General features: G+C 61.9%; 17 protein-coding genes. 10 read left to right on the forward strand and 7 right to left on the reverse strand.

Annotated features, from left to right (window positions below; genetic code table 11):
- Positions 1-49 precede the first annotated feature (49 nt).
- The 7 genes from DVH29_RS00125 to DVH29_RS00155 are packed head-to-tail and all read left to right on the forward strand — an operon-like array spanning position 50 to position 8,168.
- Complete coding sequence (locus DVH29_RS00125) at positions 50-1,564, forward strand: sugar ABC transporter ATP-binding protein (protein WP_114644125.1); 1,515 nt, start codon at positions 50-52, stop codon at positions 1,562-1,564.
- On the forward strand, positions 1,561-2,559 hold the full coding sequence (locus DVH29_RS00130) for an ABC transporter permease (protein ID WP_114644126.1): 999 nt from the start codon (positions 1,561-1,563) through the stop codon (positions 2,557-2,559). The genes DVH29_RS00125 and DVH29_RS00130 overlap by 4 nt, the downstream gene beginning before the upstream one ends.
- Before the next feature lie 11 nt (positions 2,560-2,570).
- Positions 2,571-3,563, forward strand: a complete 993-nt coding sequence (locus tag DVH29_RS00135) for an ABC transporter permease (RefSeq protein WP_245944828.1) — start codon at positions 2,571-2,573, stop codon at positions 3,561-3,563.
- Complete coding sequence (locus tag DVH29_RS00140) at positions 3,517-4,530, forward strand: carbohydrate kinase family protein (RefSeq protein ID WP_245944829.1); 1,014 nt, start codon at positions 3,517-3,519, stop codon at positions 4,528-4,530. Before DVH29_RS00135 ends, DVH29_RS00140 begins: the two co-directional genes overlap by 47 nt.
- 1 nt (position 4,531) lies before the next feature.
- Positions 4,532-5,278, forward strand: coding sequence for an SDR family NAD(P)-dependent oxidoreductase (locus DVH29_RS00145; protein WP_114644129.1), 747 nt, complete (start codon positions 4,532-4,534; stop codon positions 5,276-5,278).
- Positions 5,279-5,293: 15 nt separating this feature from the next.
- Positions 5,294-6,754, forward strand: coding sequence for a flavin-containing monooxygenase (locus tag DVH29_RS00150; RefSeq protein ID WP_114644130.1), 1,461 nt, complete (start codon positions 5,294-5,296; stop codon positions 6,752-6,754).
- Positions 6,741-8,168, forward strand: a complete 1,428-nt coding sequence (locus DVH29_RS00155) for an aldehyde dehydrogenase family protein (RefSeq protein WP_114644131.1) — start codon at positions 6,741-6,743, stop codon at positions 8,166-8,168. The genes DVH29_RS00150 and DVH29_RS00155 overlap by 14 nt, the downstream gene beginning before the upstream one ends.
- 229 nt (positions 8,169-8,397) lie before the next feature.
- On the opposite strand, the gene DVH29_RS00160 is transcribed toward DVH29_RS00155, so the two are convergent.
- The 5 genes from DVH29_RS00160 to rssA form a co-directional block, all read right to left on the reverse strand.
- Complete coding sequence (locus DVH29_RS00160) at positions 8,398-10,074, reverse strand: ABC transporter permease (protein ID WP_114644132.1); 1,677 nt, start codon at positions 10,072-10,074, stop codon at positions 8,398-8,400.
- A gap of 15 nt (positions 10,075-10,089) precedes the next feature.
- A complete protein-coding gene (locus tag DVH29_RS00165; protein WP_114644133.1) occupies positions 10,090-11,046 on the reverse strand; it encodes an ABC transporter substrate-binding protein in 957 nt (318 codons plus the stop codon).
- Between the two features lie 9 nt (positions 11,047-11,055).
- The gene (locus tag DVH29_RS00170; RefSeq protein WP_114644134.1) at positions 11,056-12,042 is read right to left on the reverse strand and encodes an ABC transporter ATP-binding protein; all 987 of its coding nucleotides are present in this window, start codon (positions 12,040-12,042) and stop codon (positions 11,056-11,058) included.
- A 48-nt stretch (positions 12,043-12,090) separates the two neighbouring features.
- Entirely contained in the window at positions 12,091-12,720 is a 630-nt protein-coding gene (locus tag DVH29_RS00175; RefSeq protein ID WP_158541503.1) for a class I SAM-dependent methyltransferase, read from the reverse strand.
- Between the two features lie 192 nt (positions 12,721-12,912).
- A complete protein-coding gene (gene rssA / locus DVH29_RS00180; protein WP_114644136.1) occupies positions 12,913-13,824 on the reverse strand; it encodes a patatin-like phospholipase RssA in 912 nt (303 codons plus the stop codon).
- Between the two features lie 298 nt (positions 13,825-14,122).
- Here rssA and DVH29_RS00185 point away from each other — a divergent pair, with 298 nt between their 5' ends.
- A complete protein-coding gene (locus tag DVH29_RS00185; RefSeq protein WP_114644379.1) occupies positions 14,123-14,332 on the forward strand; it encodes a hypothetical protein in 210 nt (69 codons plus the stop codon).
- A gap of 159 nt (positions 14,333-14,491) precedes the next feature.
- On the opposite strand, the gene DVH29_RS00190 is transcribed toward DVH29_RS00185, so the two are convergent.
- Both DVH29_RS00190 and DVH29_RS00195 read right to left on the reverse strand, forming a co-directional pair.
- Positions 14,492-14,809: a hypothetical protein gene (locus DVH29_RS00190; protein WP_245944831.1), complete on the reverse strand. Its 318-nt coding sequence runs from the start codon at positions 14,807-14,809 to the stop codon at positions 14,492-14,494.
- A gap of 300 nt (positions 14,810-15,109) precedes the next feature.
- Positions 15,110-15,736, reverse strand: coding sequence for a histidine phosphatase family protein (locus tag DVH29_RS00195; protein WP_114644381.1), 627 nt, complete (start codon positions 15,734-15,736; stop codon positions 15,110-15,112).
- Positions 15,737-16,007: 271 nt separating this feature from the next.
- Between DVH29_RS00195 and DVH29_RS00200 the strand changes: the two genes are divergently transcribed.
- Positions 16,008-17,144, forward strand: coding sequence for an NAD(P)-dependent alcohol dehydrogenase (locus DVH29_RS00200; RefSeq protein WP_114644137.1), 1,137 nt, complete (start codon positions 16,008-16,010; stop codon positions 17,142-17,144).
- A 147-nt stretch (positions 17,145-17,291) separates the two neighbouring features.
- Positions 17,292-18,134 carry an MBL fold metallo-hydrolase gene (locus DVH29_RS00205; RefSeq protein WP_114644138.1) on the forward strand — a complete coding sequence of 281 codons (843 nt, stop codon included), beginning with the start codon at positions 17,292-17,294 and terminating at the stop codon, positions 18,132-18,134.
- Positions 18,135-18,159: the final 25 nt, after the last annotated feature.

Consider the following 18,159-nt stretch of genomic DNA (forward strand, 5'->3'; position numbering starts at 1 on the left):
CCCCCTTCCGGGGCGGCACGATGCAATTGCTGTTCGCAAGGAGGAGTCGATGACGCAGGCCGCCATCGAAATGCACGGCGTCAACAAAACTTTCGGCCCTGTAAGGGCGCTGATGGACGCAAACCTGGTTGTTCATCCGGGAACGATACACGGGCTCGTCGGCCAGAACGGCGCAGGCAAGTCGACCATCATCAAGGTCCTGGCCGGCATCTACAAACGCGACAGCGGCACGGTCAGGGTCCATGGCCAGGAACTCGACGCCATCACGCCGGCCGCCATCGAGGCTTGCGGTGTCCATTTCATCCATCAGGATCGGCTGCTGGTTCCCACCGCCACGGTGGCCGAAGCCATCTTCCTGCGCAACGAGCCGCATATCGGGCCCTTCATCAACTATCGGCAGATGAACAAGCGCGCCACCGAACTGCTCAAGCGGTATTTCGATCTCGACCTCGACCCCAGGACACTGATCTCCGAGCTGTCGACCGCCAAGCAGAAGATCGTGCAGATTACCCGGGCGCTGGCGAACGACGCCAAGGTGCTGGTGCTCGACGAACCCACTGCGGCGTTGGTCAGCAAGGAAGTATCCAGCCTTTTTGCCGTATTGCGGCGCCTCAAGGCCGATAATCTCGCCATCATTTTCATCTCCCACTACATGTCGGAGATCGATGAAATTTGCGACGTCGTCACTGTTCTGCGCAATGGCAGCGATGTCGGCGTCGTCACCCCTGCCGAGGCGGGGATCGAGGCCATCGTCCAGATGATGACCAACCGCGACACGTCGGAAATGTATCCGCGTCGCGATGTGACCATCGGCGAACCCGTTCTTTCGGTGAACGGCCTCACCCTTGCCGGGCATTTCCGCGACGTTTCTCTCGAAGTGCGGGCCGGTGAAATTTTGGGCATTACCGGCCTGTTGGGTTCCGGCGACAAGGAATTGGTCAGCACGCTGTTCGGTCAATCGGTCCCGGACCGCGGAGAAATCGTGCTCAACGGCAAGCCGGTATCGTTCCGCAGTCCGGTCCAAGCCGTGCGTCATGGCATTGCCAAGATACCCGAAGACCGACGTGCCCACGGCGTGGCAACCGGGCTTTCAGTGGGCGAAAACATTGCACTGGCCTCGCTCGACCAAATGTCCGGATGGGGTTTCGTCAATACGCGCACCGAAGCGGCCAAGACCGAAGCGCTGATCAAGGAACTGGGCATCAAGACGCCCGACCGCCACACCATGGTCAAAAACCTTTCGGGGGGCAACCAGCAGAAGGTCGTCGTTGCCAAATGGCTGTCCTGCGACAGTCAGGTCTACCTGCTCGACGAGCCCACGGTTGCCGTGGACGTCGGGGCGAAAGTGGAAATCTACAATCTGATGAATCGCCTCGCTTCGGAAGGCAAGGCGCTGATTTTCCTTTCGAGCGACCTGGAGGAGATCGTCGAGATGTGTGACCGCGTGCTGGTGATCTACCGAGGCGCGCTGATCGGCGAATACCAGCGCGGTGAGATCGATGCCGACCGGCTCCTGGCCGCCGCTTCCGGCGCACAAATGGAACAGGAAGGCAGGAGCGCATGACCACGACAATCGACGCCCCCAACGGCCGGGAAGGCCAGCTCAATTCCGGAAATCTCTCCAAACTGGCCATTCGCCTGGGTGCTTTCGCTGCCTTTGCCGGCATCGTCATCTATTTTGCCATTGCGGCACGCGGCTTCACCTCCCCGTTCAACCTGACCAATATCGTGGAGCAGTCGACCATTCTGGGTCTTCTGGCATTTGGTGTTACCGTGGTCTTCATCGGGACCGGCACCGACGTTCAACGCGGGGGCATCGACCTTTCGATCGCCGCCAATGCCGGATTGTGCGCCGCGGTTTATGCCGTGCTGATGCGTCAGGGCTTCGGCGATGCCGTATCGATCGTTGCAGCCATCGCCACGGGCATGATCATCGGCCTGCTCAATGGCCTTGCCGTGGTTACGTTGAGGATCATTCCCCTGCTGGCCACGCTGGCCGTCATGAATATCGCGGCGGGCCTGGAGCTGGTGCTGACGGAGAACACCGTGATCCCCGTGCAATCGCCACTCCTGCAAGTGATTGCCTTCGGACGCTTCCTGGGCATCAGCACTTTGGCCTGGTGTTTCATCGTCATCTCGGTGCTGCTGATCTGGGCGCTGCAATACAGCCCGCTCGGCCTGCGGCTCTACGCCGTGGGCGGCCATCATGAGGCTGCGAGAGCCGCTGGCATCCGCACGGGACGCTATGTCTATGCCGCCTATATCTTCGCGGGCTTCATGGCGGGAGTCACCTCCATCCTGATCGTGTCGCGCCTCTCCGCATCCACGACCGGCACCGGCCTCATGCTGCTGCCGATCCTGGCGGCGGCCCTTCTGGGCACGGTGTTTTCCAGGCGCTTCATCCCCACGATCGGCGGAACCCTGCTGGCCGCCCTTTTCATTGGGGTGCTCGCCAATGGATTCCAGCTTCTGGGCATCTCCTCATACTGGGTGGCCGGGGTGCAGGGCGTCCTTATCCTGTGTGTCGTCGCCATGACGTCATTTGCCAAGAGAGACTGAGGGAGGCCGTCATGACAATGCAAGCTGAAACCGGCCGTACGCGCCGTTTCCCCATCAACATCGAGACCATCTCGAACTACGTGGTGATCGGCGCCTTCTGCGCCATGCTCGTGTTCTTCGCCGCCTTTGCCCCCGGCTTTCTGAGCGGGGAGAACCTGTACAACGTGATCTCCAACCGCGTGGTGCTGCTGGCCATCGTGGCCCTGGGGATGACCATCGTCATCGCAGCTGGCGGGATCGATCTTTCGGTCGGCGTTTCCATGGATCTCAGCTCCATGGTGTTCATCATGCTGATCGCCGCCGGCCTGGGCGGCTTCGTCGGCGTGCTGGGCGGCCTCGGGGCGGCGCTCTGCGTGGGACTGCTCAATGCCGTGCTCATCAACAAGCTCAAGATCAATCCCTTCCTCGCGACGCTCGGCGTCCTGTTCATCGGCCAGTCGGTGCAAAGGCTGTCCACCCAGGGCGGCGTGCCGATCTACCTGACGCGCGCCGAATTCGCCGCGCCGTTCAACGCCATCGTCCGCAGCTCGCTGTTGGGGATTCCGACGCCGATGATCGTCTTGGCGCTTTGCCTCGTCGCGGTCTACCTGGCCATGCATCGCTCGGTTTTCGGACGCTATGTGGCGGCGCTTGGCGTGCAGGCCGATGTGGCGCGTTTTTCGGGCATCCGCGTCCTGTTCCACATGTCCATGGTGTTCGTGGCCTGTGCCGTCCTGGCCGGCATCTCGGGCATCCTGTTGTCGTCGACGGTCCGGTCCTACGTTCCGTTTGCCGGCGACTCGTTCCTGCTCGATGCGATCGGCGCCACCTTTATCGGCACCGCCATCAGCTCCGAACGGCGGCCTTCCGTCGTGGGAACGCTGCTGGGCGTGTTGCTGCTGGCGGTGATGCGCAACGGGCTGCTGCTGATGGGTTACAATTTCTTCTGGCAGCAGGTCGGCATCGGCGTGCTCGTCTTTGTCGTGCTCGGGCTGTCATTCGGCCTGCGCAAGCGTGCTGACTGATGGAAAAGACAAGATGACCAAATTCGATGTAAGTGCAGTGGGTTTCGCGGTCCTCGATATTCTGGGCCGCCCGGTAACGCGCATTCCGGAGGGCGGCCGTGCCGATTTCATCGAGGAAATCCGCATGACCGTGGCCGGCACCGCCGCCGCAACCGGCATGGACTGCGCCATTTTGGGCCTCAAGACCCAGATGGTGACCACGGTCGGTGAAGACGATATGGGCGATTTCCTGATCGCCAAGATGCAGCGCTATGGCATGGACACCGGCCTCGTGCGCCGCGATGGCAGCGTCCAGATATCGGCTACCATCCTTCCAGTTCGGCCCAATGGCGAACGCCCCGCGCTGCATGTTCCTGGTACAGCGACGACTTTCACCGTTGCTGAGGCCGACCTCGATGCCGCTCTCGACGCGCGCATCATCCATCTCGGCGGCACGGGCCTGCTCAAGTCGTTCGATGGCGAACCGTCCGTTGCTTTCCTCAAGCGAGCAAAGGAACTCGGCCGCACCACGACTTTCGATCTGATTCAGGCCAACCCAGACACTGTCACGCTGGTCAAACCGCTCCTGCCCTATATCGACTATTTCGTCCCCTCTATCGATGAGGCCGCGGAAATCGCCGGTCTCGAAAATCCGGCGGAAGTCGCGCGATATTTCAAGGCTCAGGGCGTCAGGAACGTGCTTCTCACCTTGGGCGGGGATGGCGTTTATGTCGACCCCGAACAGGGGGAGCCGTTCACGCTGCCTGCCCATGATATCGACGTCGTCGACACGACGGGCTGCGGCGACAGCTTCACCGCAGGGATCATTGTCGGGCTGACCAAGGGATGGGACCTGCGCCAGTGCGCGCGCTTTGCCTCTGCTGTCGCCGCAAAGGTCGCGATGGGTCTCGGTTCGGACGGCAAACTCACCTCATTCGATGACACGCTGGAGGCCATGAACAGCCTTCCACTCAAGGGACAGAACTGAAATGGCCGAACTCACTGGAAAGACTGCGCTTGTGACTGGTGCCAGCCGCGGCATTGGAGCGGCAGTCGCGCTAGGCCTTGCCGAAGCTGGCGCAGACATCGTCTTGTGCGATCTTCCCGTGCAGGAAAGGTACCTGGCGGATGTCGCTAGCAAGATCGAGTCTATCGGCCGCAAAGCTATTGTGCTGCCCTGCGACGTCACCGACAAGGCAGGCATTGAAGCAATGGTTGCTCAGGCCGGCACCATCGATATCCTCGTCAACAATGCCGGCATCCTGAAGCCGTCTACCCTGGAAGACCTCTCCGAGGCGGATTGGGACGCCCATTTTGACGTCAATGCCAAGGGCATCCTGCTGATGACCAATGCCGTGCTGCCGCAGATGCGCGCGCGCAAGGCCGGCCGGATCATCAATATCGCATCGATCGCGGGGCGGCAGGGCGTCCCCACTCAGGGCCATTATGCGGCAACCAAGGCGACTGCCATCACCCTCACCCGGGTCTATGCGCAGGAGGTGGGCATGGACGGCATCACCGTGAACGCGATCTGCCCCGGCATCATCCTGACCGAAATGGGCAAAAACAATCTGGGTTCTGAAGAGGCGATCCGGCATTGGGAGGAAGTGGCTGCGCTCAAGCGTCTGGGCGATCCCAAGGATATCGTCGGACCTACGGTGTTTTTCGCCTCCGACCTTTCCGCCTTTGTCACCGGCCAGGCGCTCAATGTCTGCGGTGGCATCTACTTCCACTGATCGGGGAGAGCGCCAATGGAGAGGGTAGCCGTCATCGGAGCCGGGCCTGGCGGGCTGGCTGCTGCCCGCTGGCTCAGGGAATGCGGTTTCGATCCCTGGATCTACGAAAGCCATTCCGCATTGGGCGGGCAATGGAACAACGCCAATCCGCTCTCCGGCATCTGGCCCCAGATGCGCACCAACACCTATATCGCGACCACGCAGTTCTCCGATCTGGATCACCCCCCGGGGACGGCGATTTTTCCGCGCAACGGCGAAATCCTTGACCACCTCGAGGCCTATGCGCGACAGTTCGATCTCCTCGCCAATGCCTCTTTCGATACGACGCTTAAGGCTCTTGAGCAATCCGATGACTGCTATCGACTGACCTTTGCGACCAGGGAGGGCGACGAGGAGGTGGAGGCGGACCGCGTGGTTATCGCGACCGGCCGCTACAACAAGCCGAAAATTCCCCCGATCGCCGGGCTCGATGGTTTTACGGGGCGGCTGGGCGTCCTGCATGCGCACCGCTACAAATCTCCGGACATGTTCCGCGGCGCGCGCGTCCTGGTGGCAGGCGGCGCGATCTCGGCGCTGGAAATCGCCTCCGACCTGGCCATGCTTGGCGCGCAGTCCGTGCATCTGGCGCAGCGGCGGCAACGCTATGTCATGCCGAAAATGGTTCGCGGGGTGCCATTCGAATATTACGGCTTTACCTATGCCCAAGCGGCCCGTACGCCGGAACCCGATATCGAGAAGGCACGGGACGATCTTCGCCGCTTTGCCTTGCGCTACGGCGGCGATCCGGCCCGATATGGTGCGCCTGCACCGGCAAGCGACACCTTGGCGGCAGGGTTCACCGGCTCCCAGCACTATCTCAACCTTGTGGCCGAGGACCGAATTCGCCCGGTGCCGTGGATCACCTCCATTGCCGGAGAAACGGTCAGCTTTGCCGATGGAACCAGCATCGAAGCCGACGCAATTATCTTCGGGACGGGCTTCGATCTCAATCTGCCTTTCCTGTCCGACCCCATGAGAGACGTGCTCGAGGCGGACGACAGGGGTCTGACGCTTGCTGATTTCACTACCCATCCCGGCCTGCCCAACCTCGCCTTTGTCGGCATGTTCGCCCAGAATGGCGGGTATATCACCGTTCTCGAACAACAGGCGCGCTACCTCGCCTATCTCTGGTCCGGCCTTGTCGCGCGGACGCCCGGCCAGTTCGCACAAGCCCTGGCCGAAGCGCGGCGCGAACGGCAGACGGACTACCAGGACCAGCACATGATGGCCCTGCGCTTCGCTCGCCTTTGCGGCACCGATCCGGCTGGCCAGGTAGACGAAGATCTTCTCGCAACGGTCCGCACCAGCGCCACGACATCGCTGATTTATCGTCTCGCCGGACCGCACGCTTTGCCTGACGCGGAAGCGCGCTTCCGCGCTTCCTTCGACCGCTACGGTCCCATTTCAGATCGGGAGACTGCCGATGAACACCCTTGACCGCTTCTATATCGATGGCAGCTGGGTCTTGCCGCATGGCACACAGACCCATCTCCTGATCAACCCTGCCGACGAGACGGAGATTGCCCGCATCCCCATGGCAGCGGCGGCCGATGTCGATGCCGCCGTGGCTGCGGCCCGCGCCGCCTTCGACGATTGGCAGTTGACCCCGAAAGAGGAGCGCCTGCAGCTCCGCCGCCGCCTGCTCGAAAAGTACAACGAGCATTACGACGAGATCGCCGAACTGATGACCCGCGAGATGGGGACGCCCCTGGCCTTCTCCAAGTCCGCGCAAGCCTGGGTCGGCCAGGCGCATCTCGAGGCTGCGATCGAGGCGCTTGAGAAGACCGAGTTCGAGGAACGCCGCGGCGAGACGCTGATCTCGCTGGAACCGATCGGGGTCTGCGCGCTCATCACACCATGGAACTGGCCCATGAACCAGCTGGTGGTCAAGGCGGCGCCGGCGCTCGCGGCCGGCTGCACGATGGTGGCCAAGCCATCGGAATATTCGCCGCTCTCCTCGCTCCTCTTCGCCCAACTGGTGCATGAGGCAGGCTTTCCCAAGGGCGTCTACAATCATATCACCGGCTCGGGCGAAGTTGCTGGCGAAGCGCTGTCGCGTCATCCCGACATCGACATGGTATCCATCACCGGCTCCACCAGGGCCGGCATCGCCGTGGCACGTGCCGCGGCCGATACAGTCAAGCGCGTCGCTCAGGAGTTGGGAGGCAAATCGGCCAATATCGTGTTGCGGGATGCCGACCTTGAAAAGGCGGTCAAGGACGGTGTCGACGCCTGCTACGTCAACTGCGGTCAAGCCTGCCGCGCACCGGCCCGTCTGCTGGTGCCAGCGGAACAGATGGAGCTGGCCAAGCGCTACGCCAAGGAGGCCGCAGAAGCTCACACCGTCGGAGATCCTTCAAGCGATGTCATGCTCGGTCCTGTCGTCAACAAGCTGCAGTTCGACCGCATCAATGCGCTCATCGAAGCCGGCATCGCGGAAGGTGCGACATTGGTCACCGGCGGTCCCGGACGTCCCCAGGGCATCGACAAGGGCTACTACGTGCAGCCCACCGTATTCGGCGACGTCACGCCCGGCATGACCATCGAGCGGGAGGAAATCTTCGGTCCGGTCATTGCGTTGATCGGCTACGACACCGAGGACGACGCGGTCCGGATTGCCAATGACACAATCTACGGCCTTTCCGCCTATATCCAAACCAGCGACCCTGCCAAAGCCCGTTACATCGCACGGCGCTTGCGTGTTGGCTCGATCTGGGTCAACGGCGCGCCCTGGGATGCACGGGCACCGTTCGGCGGATACAAGCAGTCGGGCAACGGGCGGGAACATGGCAAATGGGGTTTGCACGATTACCTGGAGATCAAAGCCACAGCAGGCCTTCCCCAAGCGTGAATTATGCTCTCATGCCATCACGGACTCATTTCCTAGAGCAAGTCGGTTCCTGATTGAACCAATTTGGAATTCCAAGCCATGTGCTGTCTTGAAAATCGCTAAGGATTCGGCAACTATGGACGCCTCCCCCAGATCGGACAAAAGCGGGCGGAGCCCGTCTCGATCAGAAAGCAGGCAAGGAACTTGCCGCCGACGCCCGAAATCGCGGTGACCTGCATGGGCGCGACAGTCACAGCAGGCCGCCTCGTTTACCCAGCAGGCTCAGAACGATAAGTGGAAAAATGGTGGTGATGAGAATGGTCACGAAGGCCATGGCCATGCCCAGCCCGACCGAGCCCTGTTCGAACTGCCGCCAGATATAGGTGGAAATGGTCTGCATGCCGACCGGTGCGACGATAATGGAAGCAACCAGCTCGCGCGTGGCGACGGCAAAGACCAGCAGCATGGACGCCAAGAGAGTGGGCAGAATCAGCGGCAACAGGATGCGGCGGAAAGCGGTCATGGGGGTGGCGCCGAAGACGCGCGCCGCCGCTTCCAGATTGTCACCGACCTGATGGAAGGCGGCGGTGGCATAGCGCACGGGCTGCGGCAGCAGAATGCAGCAATAGGCGAGCAGCAGAATCAGCGCGGTATTGTAGGGCGTAACCGGCAGCCAGGGCTGGTTCCAGGCCAGGATCAGGCCAACGGCGACGACGATGCCGGGCAAGGCATTGGGCAGGATGGTCAGCACATCGAGCAGATTGCGGCCGCGAAACGTGCTCTTGACCACGGCATAGGCCGAAAGGGCGCCGAGCAGGCCGGTGAACAGAGCAGCGGCGACGCCCAGCGACAGGCTGTTGCCCAGCGCGCGCAACGCTCCGACGCCGTCGGTGAAAATGGCGAGGAAATTATCCAGCCCCAGATTGCTTACCGCCAGGCCACCCGAAATGGTGCGTGAGAGCGCCGTGGCCAAAATGGCCAGGAGGGGCACGGCGGTGGCGAGCATAGCGACCAGGGCGAAGCCGAGAACGACGGGCAAGGTCCATCGGCCGAGCGGGCGCTTGTCGATGGTCTGCGGCTTGCCGGTGGTGGTCTGATAGGAGCGGCGGGTCAGTATCCAGCGCTGGATCAGGAAGGCGCCGAAGCTGAGCCCGACCAGCACCAGCGACAGGATGGCCGCGCCGGGCAGGTCGATCGGCCAGTCCGAGACCCGCAAATCGATTCCCGTCACCAGCACGTCAAATCCGGCACGGCGGCCGAGCGCGGCGGGGGTGCCATATTCCTCAATAGCCATGGCGAAGACCAGCAGCAGGCTAGCTGCCAGACCCGGCGTCGCCAGCGGCAGGGTGATGCGCCAGAATGCACGCCAGGCCGAAGCGCCGAAAACCCGCCCGACATCGGCATAGCGCGAGCCGATGGCTTCCACGGTGCGCGACACCGCGAAATAGATCACCGGGAAGGTGTTGAGCGTCATCACGAAGATGATGCCCCAGACCGAAAGCAGGAATGGCGCGAGATTGAACCCGAAAAGCTGGTGGACATAGCCGCGCGGCTGCAGCGTCATGATCCAGCCCAGCGTGGCGATATAGGGCGGGATCATGAACGGCACCAGCATCAGCAGGTCCCACAGCATGGCCCCCGGCACCCTGAACAGCGCGCGCGCCACCGCCAGAGGAACGCCAATCAGGGCGGACAGCGCCACGACGCCCAATCCCAGCAGGATGGTGTTGCCCGTCATGCGGATGAGCCGGACGTCACCCAGCGTATCGGCGAGGCGGGAAAAAGGCGCGGCCAGCGAGCCGCGCCCCAGTTCCGGAAAAATGGCCTGCAACAGGATGAAGGCGAAGGGCACAGCGACCACGACGAGGAGGCCCAGCGCCGCGAAGGCGACAGCCGGGTTCACGGCCTGGATGCTGCGTGCCGACATGCTGTTGCCGATCCCCTACTGACCGAAAATCCCGCCAAAGGCGGCAAGCGTGTTTTCACGACCCGCATAGACGGCCTCGGCATCGATGGCCAGGATACTGAGATCGCTGATCAGCGGGCGATTGGCCGAAATATCGGTACGGGCCGGCATCAGATTGGTGGCGGCCACGATGGCCTGGCCGGCATCGGACAGCATGTAGTCGATGAACTGCTTGGCCTCGTCCTGGTTCTTGGACCAGTTCAGGATCATGGCCGGGCGCGGAGCGATGACGGTGCCCGAAGCCGGGAAGACGACTTCGATGGATTCGCCCTTCTGCTGGCCATTGAAGGAGATGTAGTCCACGGCGCCGAACACGGCGGCCTTGGCGCCCTGCAACACCGGGTTGAGCGCTTCGGCATTGGCGCCGGCGACGATGGCGCCATTGGCGGCCAGATCCTCGAACAGCGACCAGCCGCTCTGGGCCTCGAGCGCGGCGACCAGCTCGAAGGTGGCGCCCGACTGGGCCGGATCGGGCAGGTTCACCAGATCCTCATATTCAGGCTTGGCCAGATCGGCCCATTCGGCGGGCTTGGGCGTGCCGCTGGTGGGGTTCCAGGCGATGGCCAGCGCCGAAATGCCCTGGGCCACGGCGGTGTCGGATTTGAGGAAATCCGGGACGGTCGCCGCATTGGGGCTAGTGTAAGGCAGAAGCCAGCCGCGCTCAGCGAAATCGGTGGCGGTGTCCCACGAGGCCGAAATCAGCACGTCAACGGCAGGATTGGCCGCTTCAGCCTCAATGCGGGCCATGACCTGGCCGGTGGTGGCCTGGAAGAAATCGACCTTGATGCCGGTTTCTTCGGTGAAACCGGCCGCCAGCTGCTCGATCAGCGAAGCGGGGCCGGCGGTGTAGACCGTGACATTGGCATAGGCGGTGCCAGCCATGGCCAGAACGTTCAGCGCGGCAAGGCCGGCACGAATGGTATGGGTCATCATGTGACGCTCCTAGGGGGTTGGATGCGCTTCCGCCGGGAACCAGCGGAGGCGGTCGGAGATGATCTCCAGTCCGATGCGTTCCCCAAGACGCATCCGGAAGTCGCTGGTCATTTGCAGGGTCAGCGGCGCGCCGGAGGAGGCGACAGCAACGCTCACCGCATAGGATGTATCCCTATACTGAACGGCGCTGACTTCACCGGTCAGCCCCGCCATATCCGGCGGTCGGGCGATCAGGGCGCGTGGCGTGACGAGGGCGCGGGCGCACTGACCGACCCCCAGCTTCGGAGCGCCGGTCAGGGTCAGTTGAGAATCGCCGAGCGACCACCCCTCGGCCGTCCGGCACAGGGGCATTATCGCGCCGAGGCGCAGGAACTCCGCAATCTTGGCACTGGCAGGCTCTTCGACAATCTGGTTGGGCGTGGCCAATTGGGCCACCGCGCCGCCGTCCAGAATCGCGACCTGATCGGCCAGAGTGAATGCCTCGCTTTGGTCGTGGGTCACGTAGATCGCGGTGAGATCAAGGCTTTTGATCAGCCCGGCCAGTTCGCTGACCATGCTCTCGCGCAGTTCCCTATCGAGATTCGATAGCGGCTCATCGAACAGCACAATACGCGGTTCGGCGACAATGGCGCGGGCAATGGCAACGCGCTGCTGCTGGCCGCCCGACAAAGCGCCCGGGTTGCGGTCTGCAAGGTGTTCGAGGCCCACGCGCCGCAGCGCAGCAACGACATGCTGTTCACGCTCGGCGCGGCCAACGCGGCGCATCTCCAGCGGGAAGGCGACATTGCCGGTAACGCTCAGATGGGGCCAGAGTGCATAATCCTGAAACACCATGCCCAGGCCGCGGCGTTCGGGCGGCAGGAACGAGGTCGCACTGGCAACGGTTTTGCCATCCATGCGTACCTCACCGGCGGTCGGCGACAAGAGACCGGCGACCAGACGAAGAAGGGTTGTCTTGCCGCAAGGGTTCTTTTCATCGGCCTGATCAACGCAAATTCGCGCTCCTCAGGATAGCGGCGGAACCGATGATCCGAGAGCCTCAATTCAGCATTTCCTTGCCACGATGAACGGCCGGGCCTGTGGCCTTTTGGCATCGTGGCCTTCCACGCTCACGATCTCGAACCCCGCAGCCTCGATGGAACGGATGAGTTCGTCCTGACTGAAAAAATACACACGCGGCGCCTGCCCCAAGGCTGCCATGACTCCAATGATTGGAGCCAGGATAAGGGAGATACTCCCCAGGCAAGGGGTTTTGGAAACGAAATGGCCGCCCGTTTTCAGCGCCTTGTGGATTTTCTGTATCGCGGCCTGCCGGTCGGCGATCAAATGTAGCGTATTGAAGCAGACCGCCAGGTCGAAGGCTCCGGCAAGCCCCACATCCTCCGCCGATTCGACCCTGAACTCGACATTGTCGACTCCGACGGCCTTGCCGCGCGCAATGCGGATCATCTCATCGGAAACATCGGTGGCAACGACCCTGGCAACATGCCTGGCCAAGTGTAATGCGGTCGATCCCGTGCCGCAGCCCATTTCGTAAACCAGGCTGTCCGGCCCGGTTAACGCCAGGGTGGCATCCAGCGTCCGGCTGTAGCTGGCCTGATCCTTTACCGGGCTCCTAGCGTATTTGCCGGCGATGCCGTTCCAGAACGATGCTTCCGAACCCCTGCTGCTCACGATCGTCTCTCCAAAAGCAGTCATTGGAACCGGCTTGCATGACACCGATATGTCATGCCTTTTCGCCTCACTCTGGATCGAGCCATTTTTCCGCAGCCGGGCCAAATCTTACCGCCGCCAACACACAGATCCGCATCGCCACGTGGTCTATTGCTTTATCAGCTCTCGCGGCGCGCGCGATTTCCGCAACGATCACAGCTTCGCTTCGATGACCGGCAAGGCTAGTTCCGCCGCCTGCCGCCCCGCTGCGATGGCAGTGGCGGCGCAGTGGAAATCCATGAGCCCGATTTCGGCCACTCTGGGCGACACGAGGACATGCGGCGGCTCTCCGGCCAGCCGAGAGCGCGTAATATGGTCCTGCATGATGTTGAGCGCATTGGAGAGCACGTCGAAATAGCCCGGTGTGCGGGATTTGAACAGATTGAAGTTCGATGCCTGCCTCTGCAAGGAGCGCGGCAGGGACGCGAGCAAGTCCATCATGTTGCCGGCTGTCTGTTCTTCGGTCGATATCGGCCGCTCCGGGAGCTCCTCGACAAGCGAGCGGCCGAGAACATCCTCGTTCATATCCACGGCGATAATCGTATCGGCGCCCATGGCGCGGCAGAGGGAAACCGGCACGGGATTGACCAATGCCCCATCCACCAGCCATTGCCCGTCCAACAGGACCGGGCTGAAAATCCCCGGCAAGCTGATCGACGCGCGCAGCGCCGGCGCCAGCGCGCCCGAGCGCAGCCAAACCTCGCGGCCAGTCGTGAGATCGGTGGCAACGGCCGCAAAGGGAATGGCGGTGTCTTCGATATTGGCCGCAAGGCTGAGCGTGCCCATCCAGTTGACGATACGGCTCCCGGCGACCAGGCCGCCTTCCATCAGATTGACATCGACCAGCGAAGCCACCGTCCGCCAGTCGGCGGCCATGGCCCAGTCCTTTATTTCGGCCAGGCGTCCAGAGGCATAGGCCGCCCCGACAAGCGCCCCCATCGACGTTCCGCAAATGATGTCGGGCTTGATGCCGGCCTCATCGAGCACCTCAAGCAGTCCAATATGGGACCACCCGCGCGCCGCACCGCTTCCAAGCACCAGACCAACGCTTTTTTTAGTCGCCAAAGCCGGCTCCTAGCGCCTTTCAGTTTTGACGGAAGCATATCCTGCCTTTGATAGCATCGATCTTGAACAGTATTTCGACGAACGCTCAAGGGATAACCACCCATTGTGAAATCAAGTCCCTCAGGCGCGCAGTGCGTCCGCGACCCCGCCCGCCGCTCGGTTAGCGCGCACAGTGAAACCGGACGTTTAGGGGAAGGTTTTAAAGCGCTTTTAGTCTGGAATCGTTCTAATCTATAAAGGTAACACGCTGTTGGAAAACGGTTTTCTGACAGGCAATATCATCTTTATGGAGGCCATCATGGCAACCGCAAACCATTCCGCGACCACCTGCAATTCCTGCGTCTTCTTCGAAGATCACGTCATCAACGCCGCCGCGCAGACCACGGCGGATGCCGGCCTGTGCCGCATCAACCCGCCCGTCACTCAGCCAGATCCCGATGCGCGCGGCTTGTGGCCGGTGGTGAAGTCCAACGATTGGTGCGGTCAGTTCACCGCCGAACGGCACTGAACAGGAGAGGCCCCGCTTCGGCGGGGTCCGACCGATCCCGGTCATTCGCGGAGGTCGCCCCCATCTATGACGCGACCGCATCATCGCGCTTTTCGAGCAGGAAGATGACCGCGCCGCCGCGGTCCATGTGAATTGACCCGTGCGTCTCGTCCTGGCCAGTCATCCGTGCCCGGCGACCGGCCCATGCAGCAACCCGCATTGCATATCCGACAAGGCCGCGTCGGCGAGCGCGGTTTGCAGCCTCGCCACATCGCCGAGCGCATCGGGTTGCCAGCCGCACGGACACGCGCCGGGGCCGATATGGGCGTCGGCGACCTCACGATAAACCGCGCCCAGTGCGGCGGCGGCATGCTCGAGCACCATCATCGGCGGAAGGTTCCGCTTATGCAGCATGTCGCAGAAGGCGCCCAGGATCAGGCGGCGCATCACCTCCGCATCCTCCTCGAAGGCTTCGTGGATTTCGACCGGGTGACGCATGACGATCTCCATGACGGCCGACGCGGCAATCCTTGCCGGCGGGGCTGTACAAATTATGAGTATAAAACTCATATTATTTGATCTGCACCATCCGCGCAAGGCCTCGCGACCCCGCATCCCTTCTCCAAAAAGCAGAAGCACATGATGCCCTAGCTTGTGATGCTACGTACGAAAGTGGTTCCGGCTGTCCTCGACAGCCTGCAGGAGGCCGCCTACGGTGTCGTGCTGATCGGCCGCAAGCCGACGCTGATAGCGGATCGGCACGAAACCCGGCGCTTTTTCCCACGGTCGACCGCCTGATCAGATCCCGGAAAGATGTGCCCTGTCGCCTATGAAGAGCACAGCACGATTGCGGAAGAAGTCGTCCTGGCGAAGGTGCGTTATGCTTCCGGACTTGGCGGGAAAGGCCAAAAAGCCTGTGGCATCGATCGGGATTTTCATCCATGCCGCAATGACCATGCTCAGTGTGAAACCGTGGGTCACAATGATCTGTTTCTCACAGCGGCGGCGCACAACGCCATCGATGAAGGGAAACACGCGCCTGGCGACATCTCGCCTGGTCTCGGCACCGTCAATGCCACCATCACAGTCCAACCGATTGTCATCCGGAGCCGGGGTATAGCGTGCGTCGAGCCATGCTTGAGGTTTGCCACCGGCAACGCCATAGCTGATTTCCCGCAGGGCTGAGGTCTCCTGCACCGTCTGACCCAAGCGCCTGGCTATCGCGGCCGCAGTTTGAGACGCTCGCCTCAGGTCAGAACTGTAGATTTCGACCGCGCCTGAACCGATCAAGCTCGCCAAGCGTTCAGCGATGGCCTCCGCCTCCTGCAAGCCGCGATGCGTCAGATCGCTGTCGAACCAACCCCCAACCCTGTTTTCCAGGTGATGGGCGGCTTCAGTATGTGTGACGACGAAGATGTCTTTCACGATGGCCAACCTGTATGTGTTTCGTCGGTCTGCTTTCTCGCTTTACGACATCAAAGCCGCCTGTCCACTCCCCTGCCCCACTTGCGCCAGCGTACCCGAAGCATCGACGACCGCGCCGGTCAGGGGCGAAACGAATTCTTGAACAGGACATTGGTTGCATCAGCGCCATGCGAATGATTGTCTCACGTCGACAGGTGCAACCAAAGTCTCCCTGATTGTACGTCTTCAATCCACGACACGCACCCATGTGCCAAAGTGAGAGTAAGCTCCAATGTCGATACAGGAATTTGCAGCAAAAGATTTCCAGGCCGCAGTTGTCCGCCAGAAGGGCGGCCCGTTTGTCATCGAGACTGCCAGCATCACGCCACCGCGTCATGACGAGGTGCTGGTGCGGGTGGTGGCGACCGGCATGTGCCACACCGACATGGTGGCGCGCGACCAGATCTATCCCGTGCCGCAGCCGATCGTGCTCGGCCATGAGGGCGCCGGTATCGTCGAGGCGGTCGGCGAGAACGTGACGAAGGTCGAAAAGGGCGACCATGTCGTCCTCTCCTTTCATTCCTGCGGAGCCTGCCGGCCGTGCCAGGAGGGCCATCCGGCCTATTGCGAGAATTTCAACGACTACAATTTCGCAGGCGCAAGACCGGATGACGGTTCGCATGCGCTGTGCGGGCATGACGGAACGCCGCTCAACGACCGCTTCTTCGGCCAGTCCTCCTTCGGCGCCTACGCCATCGCCAATATGCGCAACGTGGTGAAGGTGCGCAAGGATGCGCCGCTGGAACTGCTTGGGCCGCTTGGTTGCGGCATCCAGACCGGAGCCGGGACCGTGCTCAACGCGCTCAAGGTCGAGCCGGGTTCAAGTTTCGCCGCCTTCGGCGCGGGCGCAGTCGGGCTGTCCGCCGTCATGGCGGCGGCTGCGACCGGCGCCACCACCATCTTCGCCATTGACGTCGTACCGTCGCGCCTCGACCTGGCGCGTGAACTCGGCGCGACCCACATCGTCGACAGCTCGAAAGACGATCCGGTCGCGGCGATCCGCAAGATTACCGGCAAGGGCGTGGATTTCGCCATGGATTCGACCGGCATCCCGGCAGTGATCCGCAATGCGGTGCTGGCCCTGCGCCCCATGGGTTCGGCGGCAATCGTCGGTGCGTCAAAACCGGGTGCGCTGCTCGATCTCGACGCAAACGATCTGATGCAGAACGTCAAGAGCATTCGCGGCGTTGTCGAAGGCGACAGCGTTCCCGATGTCTTCATTCCCAAGCTGATCGATCTCTATCTTGCCGGCCGCTTTCCCTTCGACAAGCTGGTCAGGTTCTACTCCCTCGACCAGATCAACGAGGCGGCGGCCGATAGCGAAAAGGGCGGCACGTTGAAGCCGGTCATCCGCATCGGCGCAATGTAAAAAGGGATTATTCGTTCCAATAGGGAGGCAATCATCTTCTGGGGTGATGGATTATCAACTCCTTCCGAGAGGGTCATGTTTATCGCCAGAACACGACGCCAAGCGTTTTGTCCTCTGCTGCACTCTTCTTATTGAAAGGACGTTGACATGACTACGCAAGCCAAATTGGGACAGGTCACCACCAAGGATTATCGCGGGGTGACCATCCACACCTACAAGTCGCCCGAGGAAGGGCTTTACGTCACCTCGCAGATCGTCGAGACCGATGACGGCCTCGTCGTCTTCGACGCCGTCTTCCACACCAGGCACGCCGAAGACCTGGCCGACTATATCGCCGGGCTTGGCAAGCCCGTGAACCGCATCGTGCTGTCGCACATCCACCCCGACCACTGGTCCGGGCTGAGCGTGCTGCATCAGCGCTTCCCGCAGGCGCCCATCTATGCGCTGCCGGAAATCATCTCCTACATCAAGGAAAACGGCCAGAAGATCCTCGATGCCCGCAACGAGGCCTTCGGCAATGTGGTGGCCAAGACCCCGACCCTGCCTGACCACGAGCTGGCGGTCGGCGCCCAGACCATCGGCGGCGTGCGCTTCGAATTCGAGCGCCAGCCCGATGGCGAAAGCGACTGGCAGACCATCGTGCGCCTGCCTGACGCGAGGGTGGTGATGGTCTTCGACCTGGTGTTCCCTGCCGAACATCACCTCTTTACCGTCGCAAGCCATTTCGACCACTGGATCGAAATTCTTGAGGCGCTGAAGGGTGACGCGGCCAAGGGCTATGACACGCTGATGGTCGGCCACGGCAATCCGGTGGGCTATGACGTCATCGACGGCAATATCGCCTATCTGCGCAAGGCCAAGGACATCCATGCCGCCAACAGCGATGCTGAAAGCTATGCCAAGGCGCTCAAGGATGCCTATCCGTCCTATTACGGCGGCGGCTGGGTCGACTTCTCCAGCCTTCTGCTCTACGGCATCATCAACCCGTAAAAGCTGTTGCTTCCTTCGAGGCCAG

Origin of the sequence: Pelagibacterium lacus, assembly GCF_003345525.1 — a bacterium.
GTDB lineage: Bacteria > Pseudomonadota > Alphaproteobacteria > Rhizobiales > Devosiaceae > Pelagibacterium > Pelagibacterium lacus.

What these genes read in the sequence shown, in the direction of transcription:
- DVH29_RS00125 (WP_114644125.1), top strand. Translation starts at nt 50, where the DNA reads ATGACGCAGGCCGCCATCGAAATGCACGGCGTCAACAAAACTTTCGGC.
- DVH29_RS00130 (WP_114644126.1), top strand. Translation starts at nt 1,561, where the DNA reads ATGACCACGACAATCGACGCCCCCAACGGCCGGGAAGGCCAGCTCAAT.
- DVH29_RS00165 (WP_114644133.1), bottom strand. Translation starts at nt 11,046, where the DNA reads ATGATGACCCATACCATTCGTGCCGGCCTTGCCGCGCTGAACGTTCTG.
- DVH29_RS00155 (WP_114644131.1), top strand. Translation starts at nt 6,741, where the DNA reads ATGAACACCCTTGACCGCTTCTATATCGATGGCAGCTGGGTCTTGCCG.
- DVH29_RS00205 (WP_114644138.1), top strand. Translation starts at nt 17,292, where the DNA reads ATGACTACGCAAGCCAAATTGGGACAGGTCACCACCAAGGATTATCGC.
- DVH29_RS00185 (WP_114644379.1), top strand. Translation starts at nt 14,123, where the DNA reads ATGGCAACCGCAAACCATTCCGCGACCACCTGCAATTCCTGCGTCTTC.
- DVH29_RS00190 (WP_245944831.1), bottom strand. Translation starts at nt 14,809, where the DNA reads ATGCGTCACCCGGTCGAAATCCACGAAGCCTTCGAGGAGGATGCGGAG.
- DVH29_RS00160 (WP_114644132.1), bottom strand. Translation starts at nt 10,074, where the DNA reads ATGTCGGCACGCAGCATCCAGGCCGTGAACCCGGCTGTCGCCTTCGCG.
- DVH29_RS00145 (WP_114644129.1), top strand. Translation starts at nt 4,532, where the DNA reads ATGGCCGAACTCACTGGAAAGACTGCGCTTGTGACTGGTGCCAGCCGC.
- DVH29_RS00135 (WP_245944828.1), top strand. Translation starts at nt 2,571, where the DNA reads ATGACAATGCAAGCTGAAACCGGCCGTACGCGCCGTTTCCCCATCAAC.
- DVH29_RS00150 (WP_114644130.1), top strand. Translation starts at nt 5,294, where the DNA reads ATGGAGAGGGTAGCCGTCATCGGAGCCGGGCCTGGCGGGCTGGCTGCT.
- DVH29_RS00200 (WP_114644137.1), top strand. Translation starts at nt 16,008, where the DNA reads ATGTCGATACAGGAATTTGCAGCAAAAGATTTCCAGGCCGCAGTTGTC.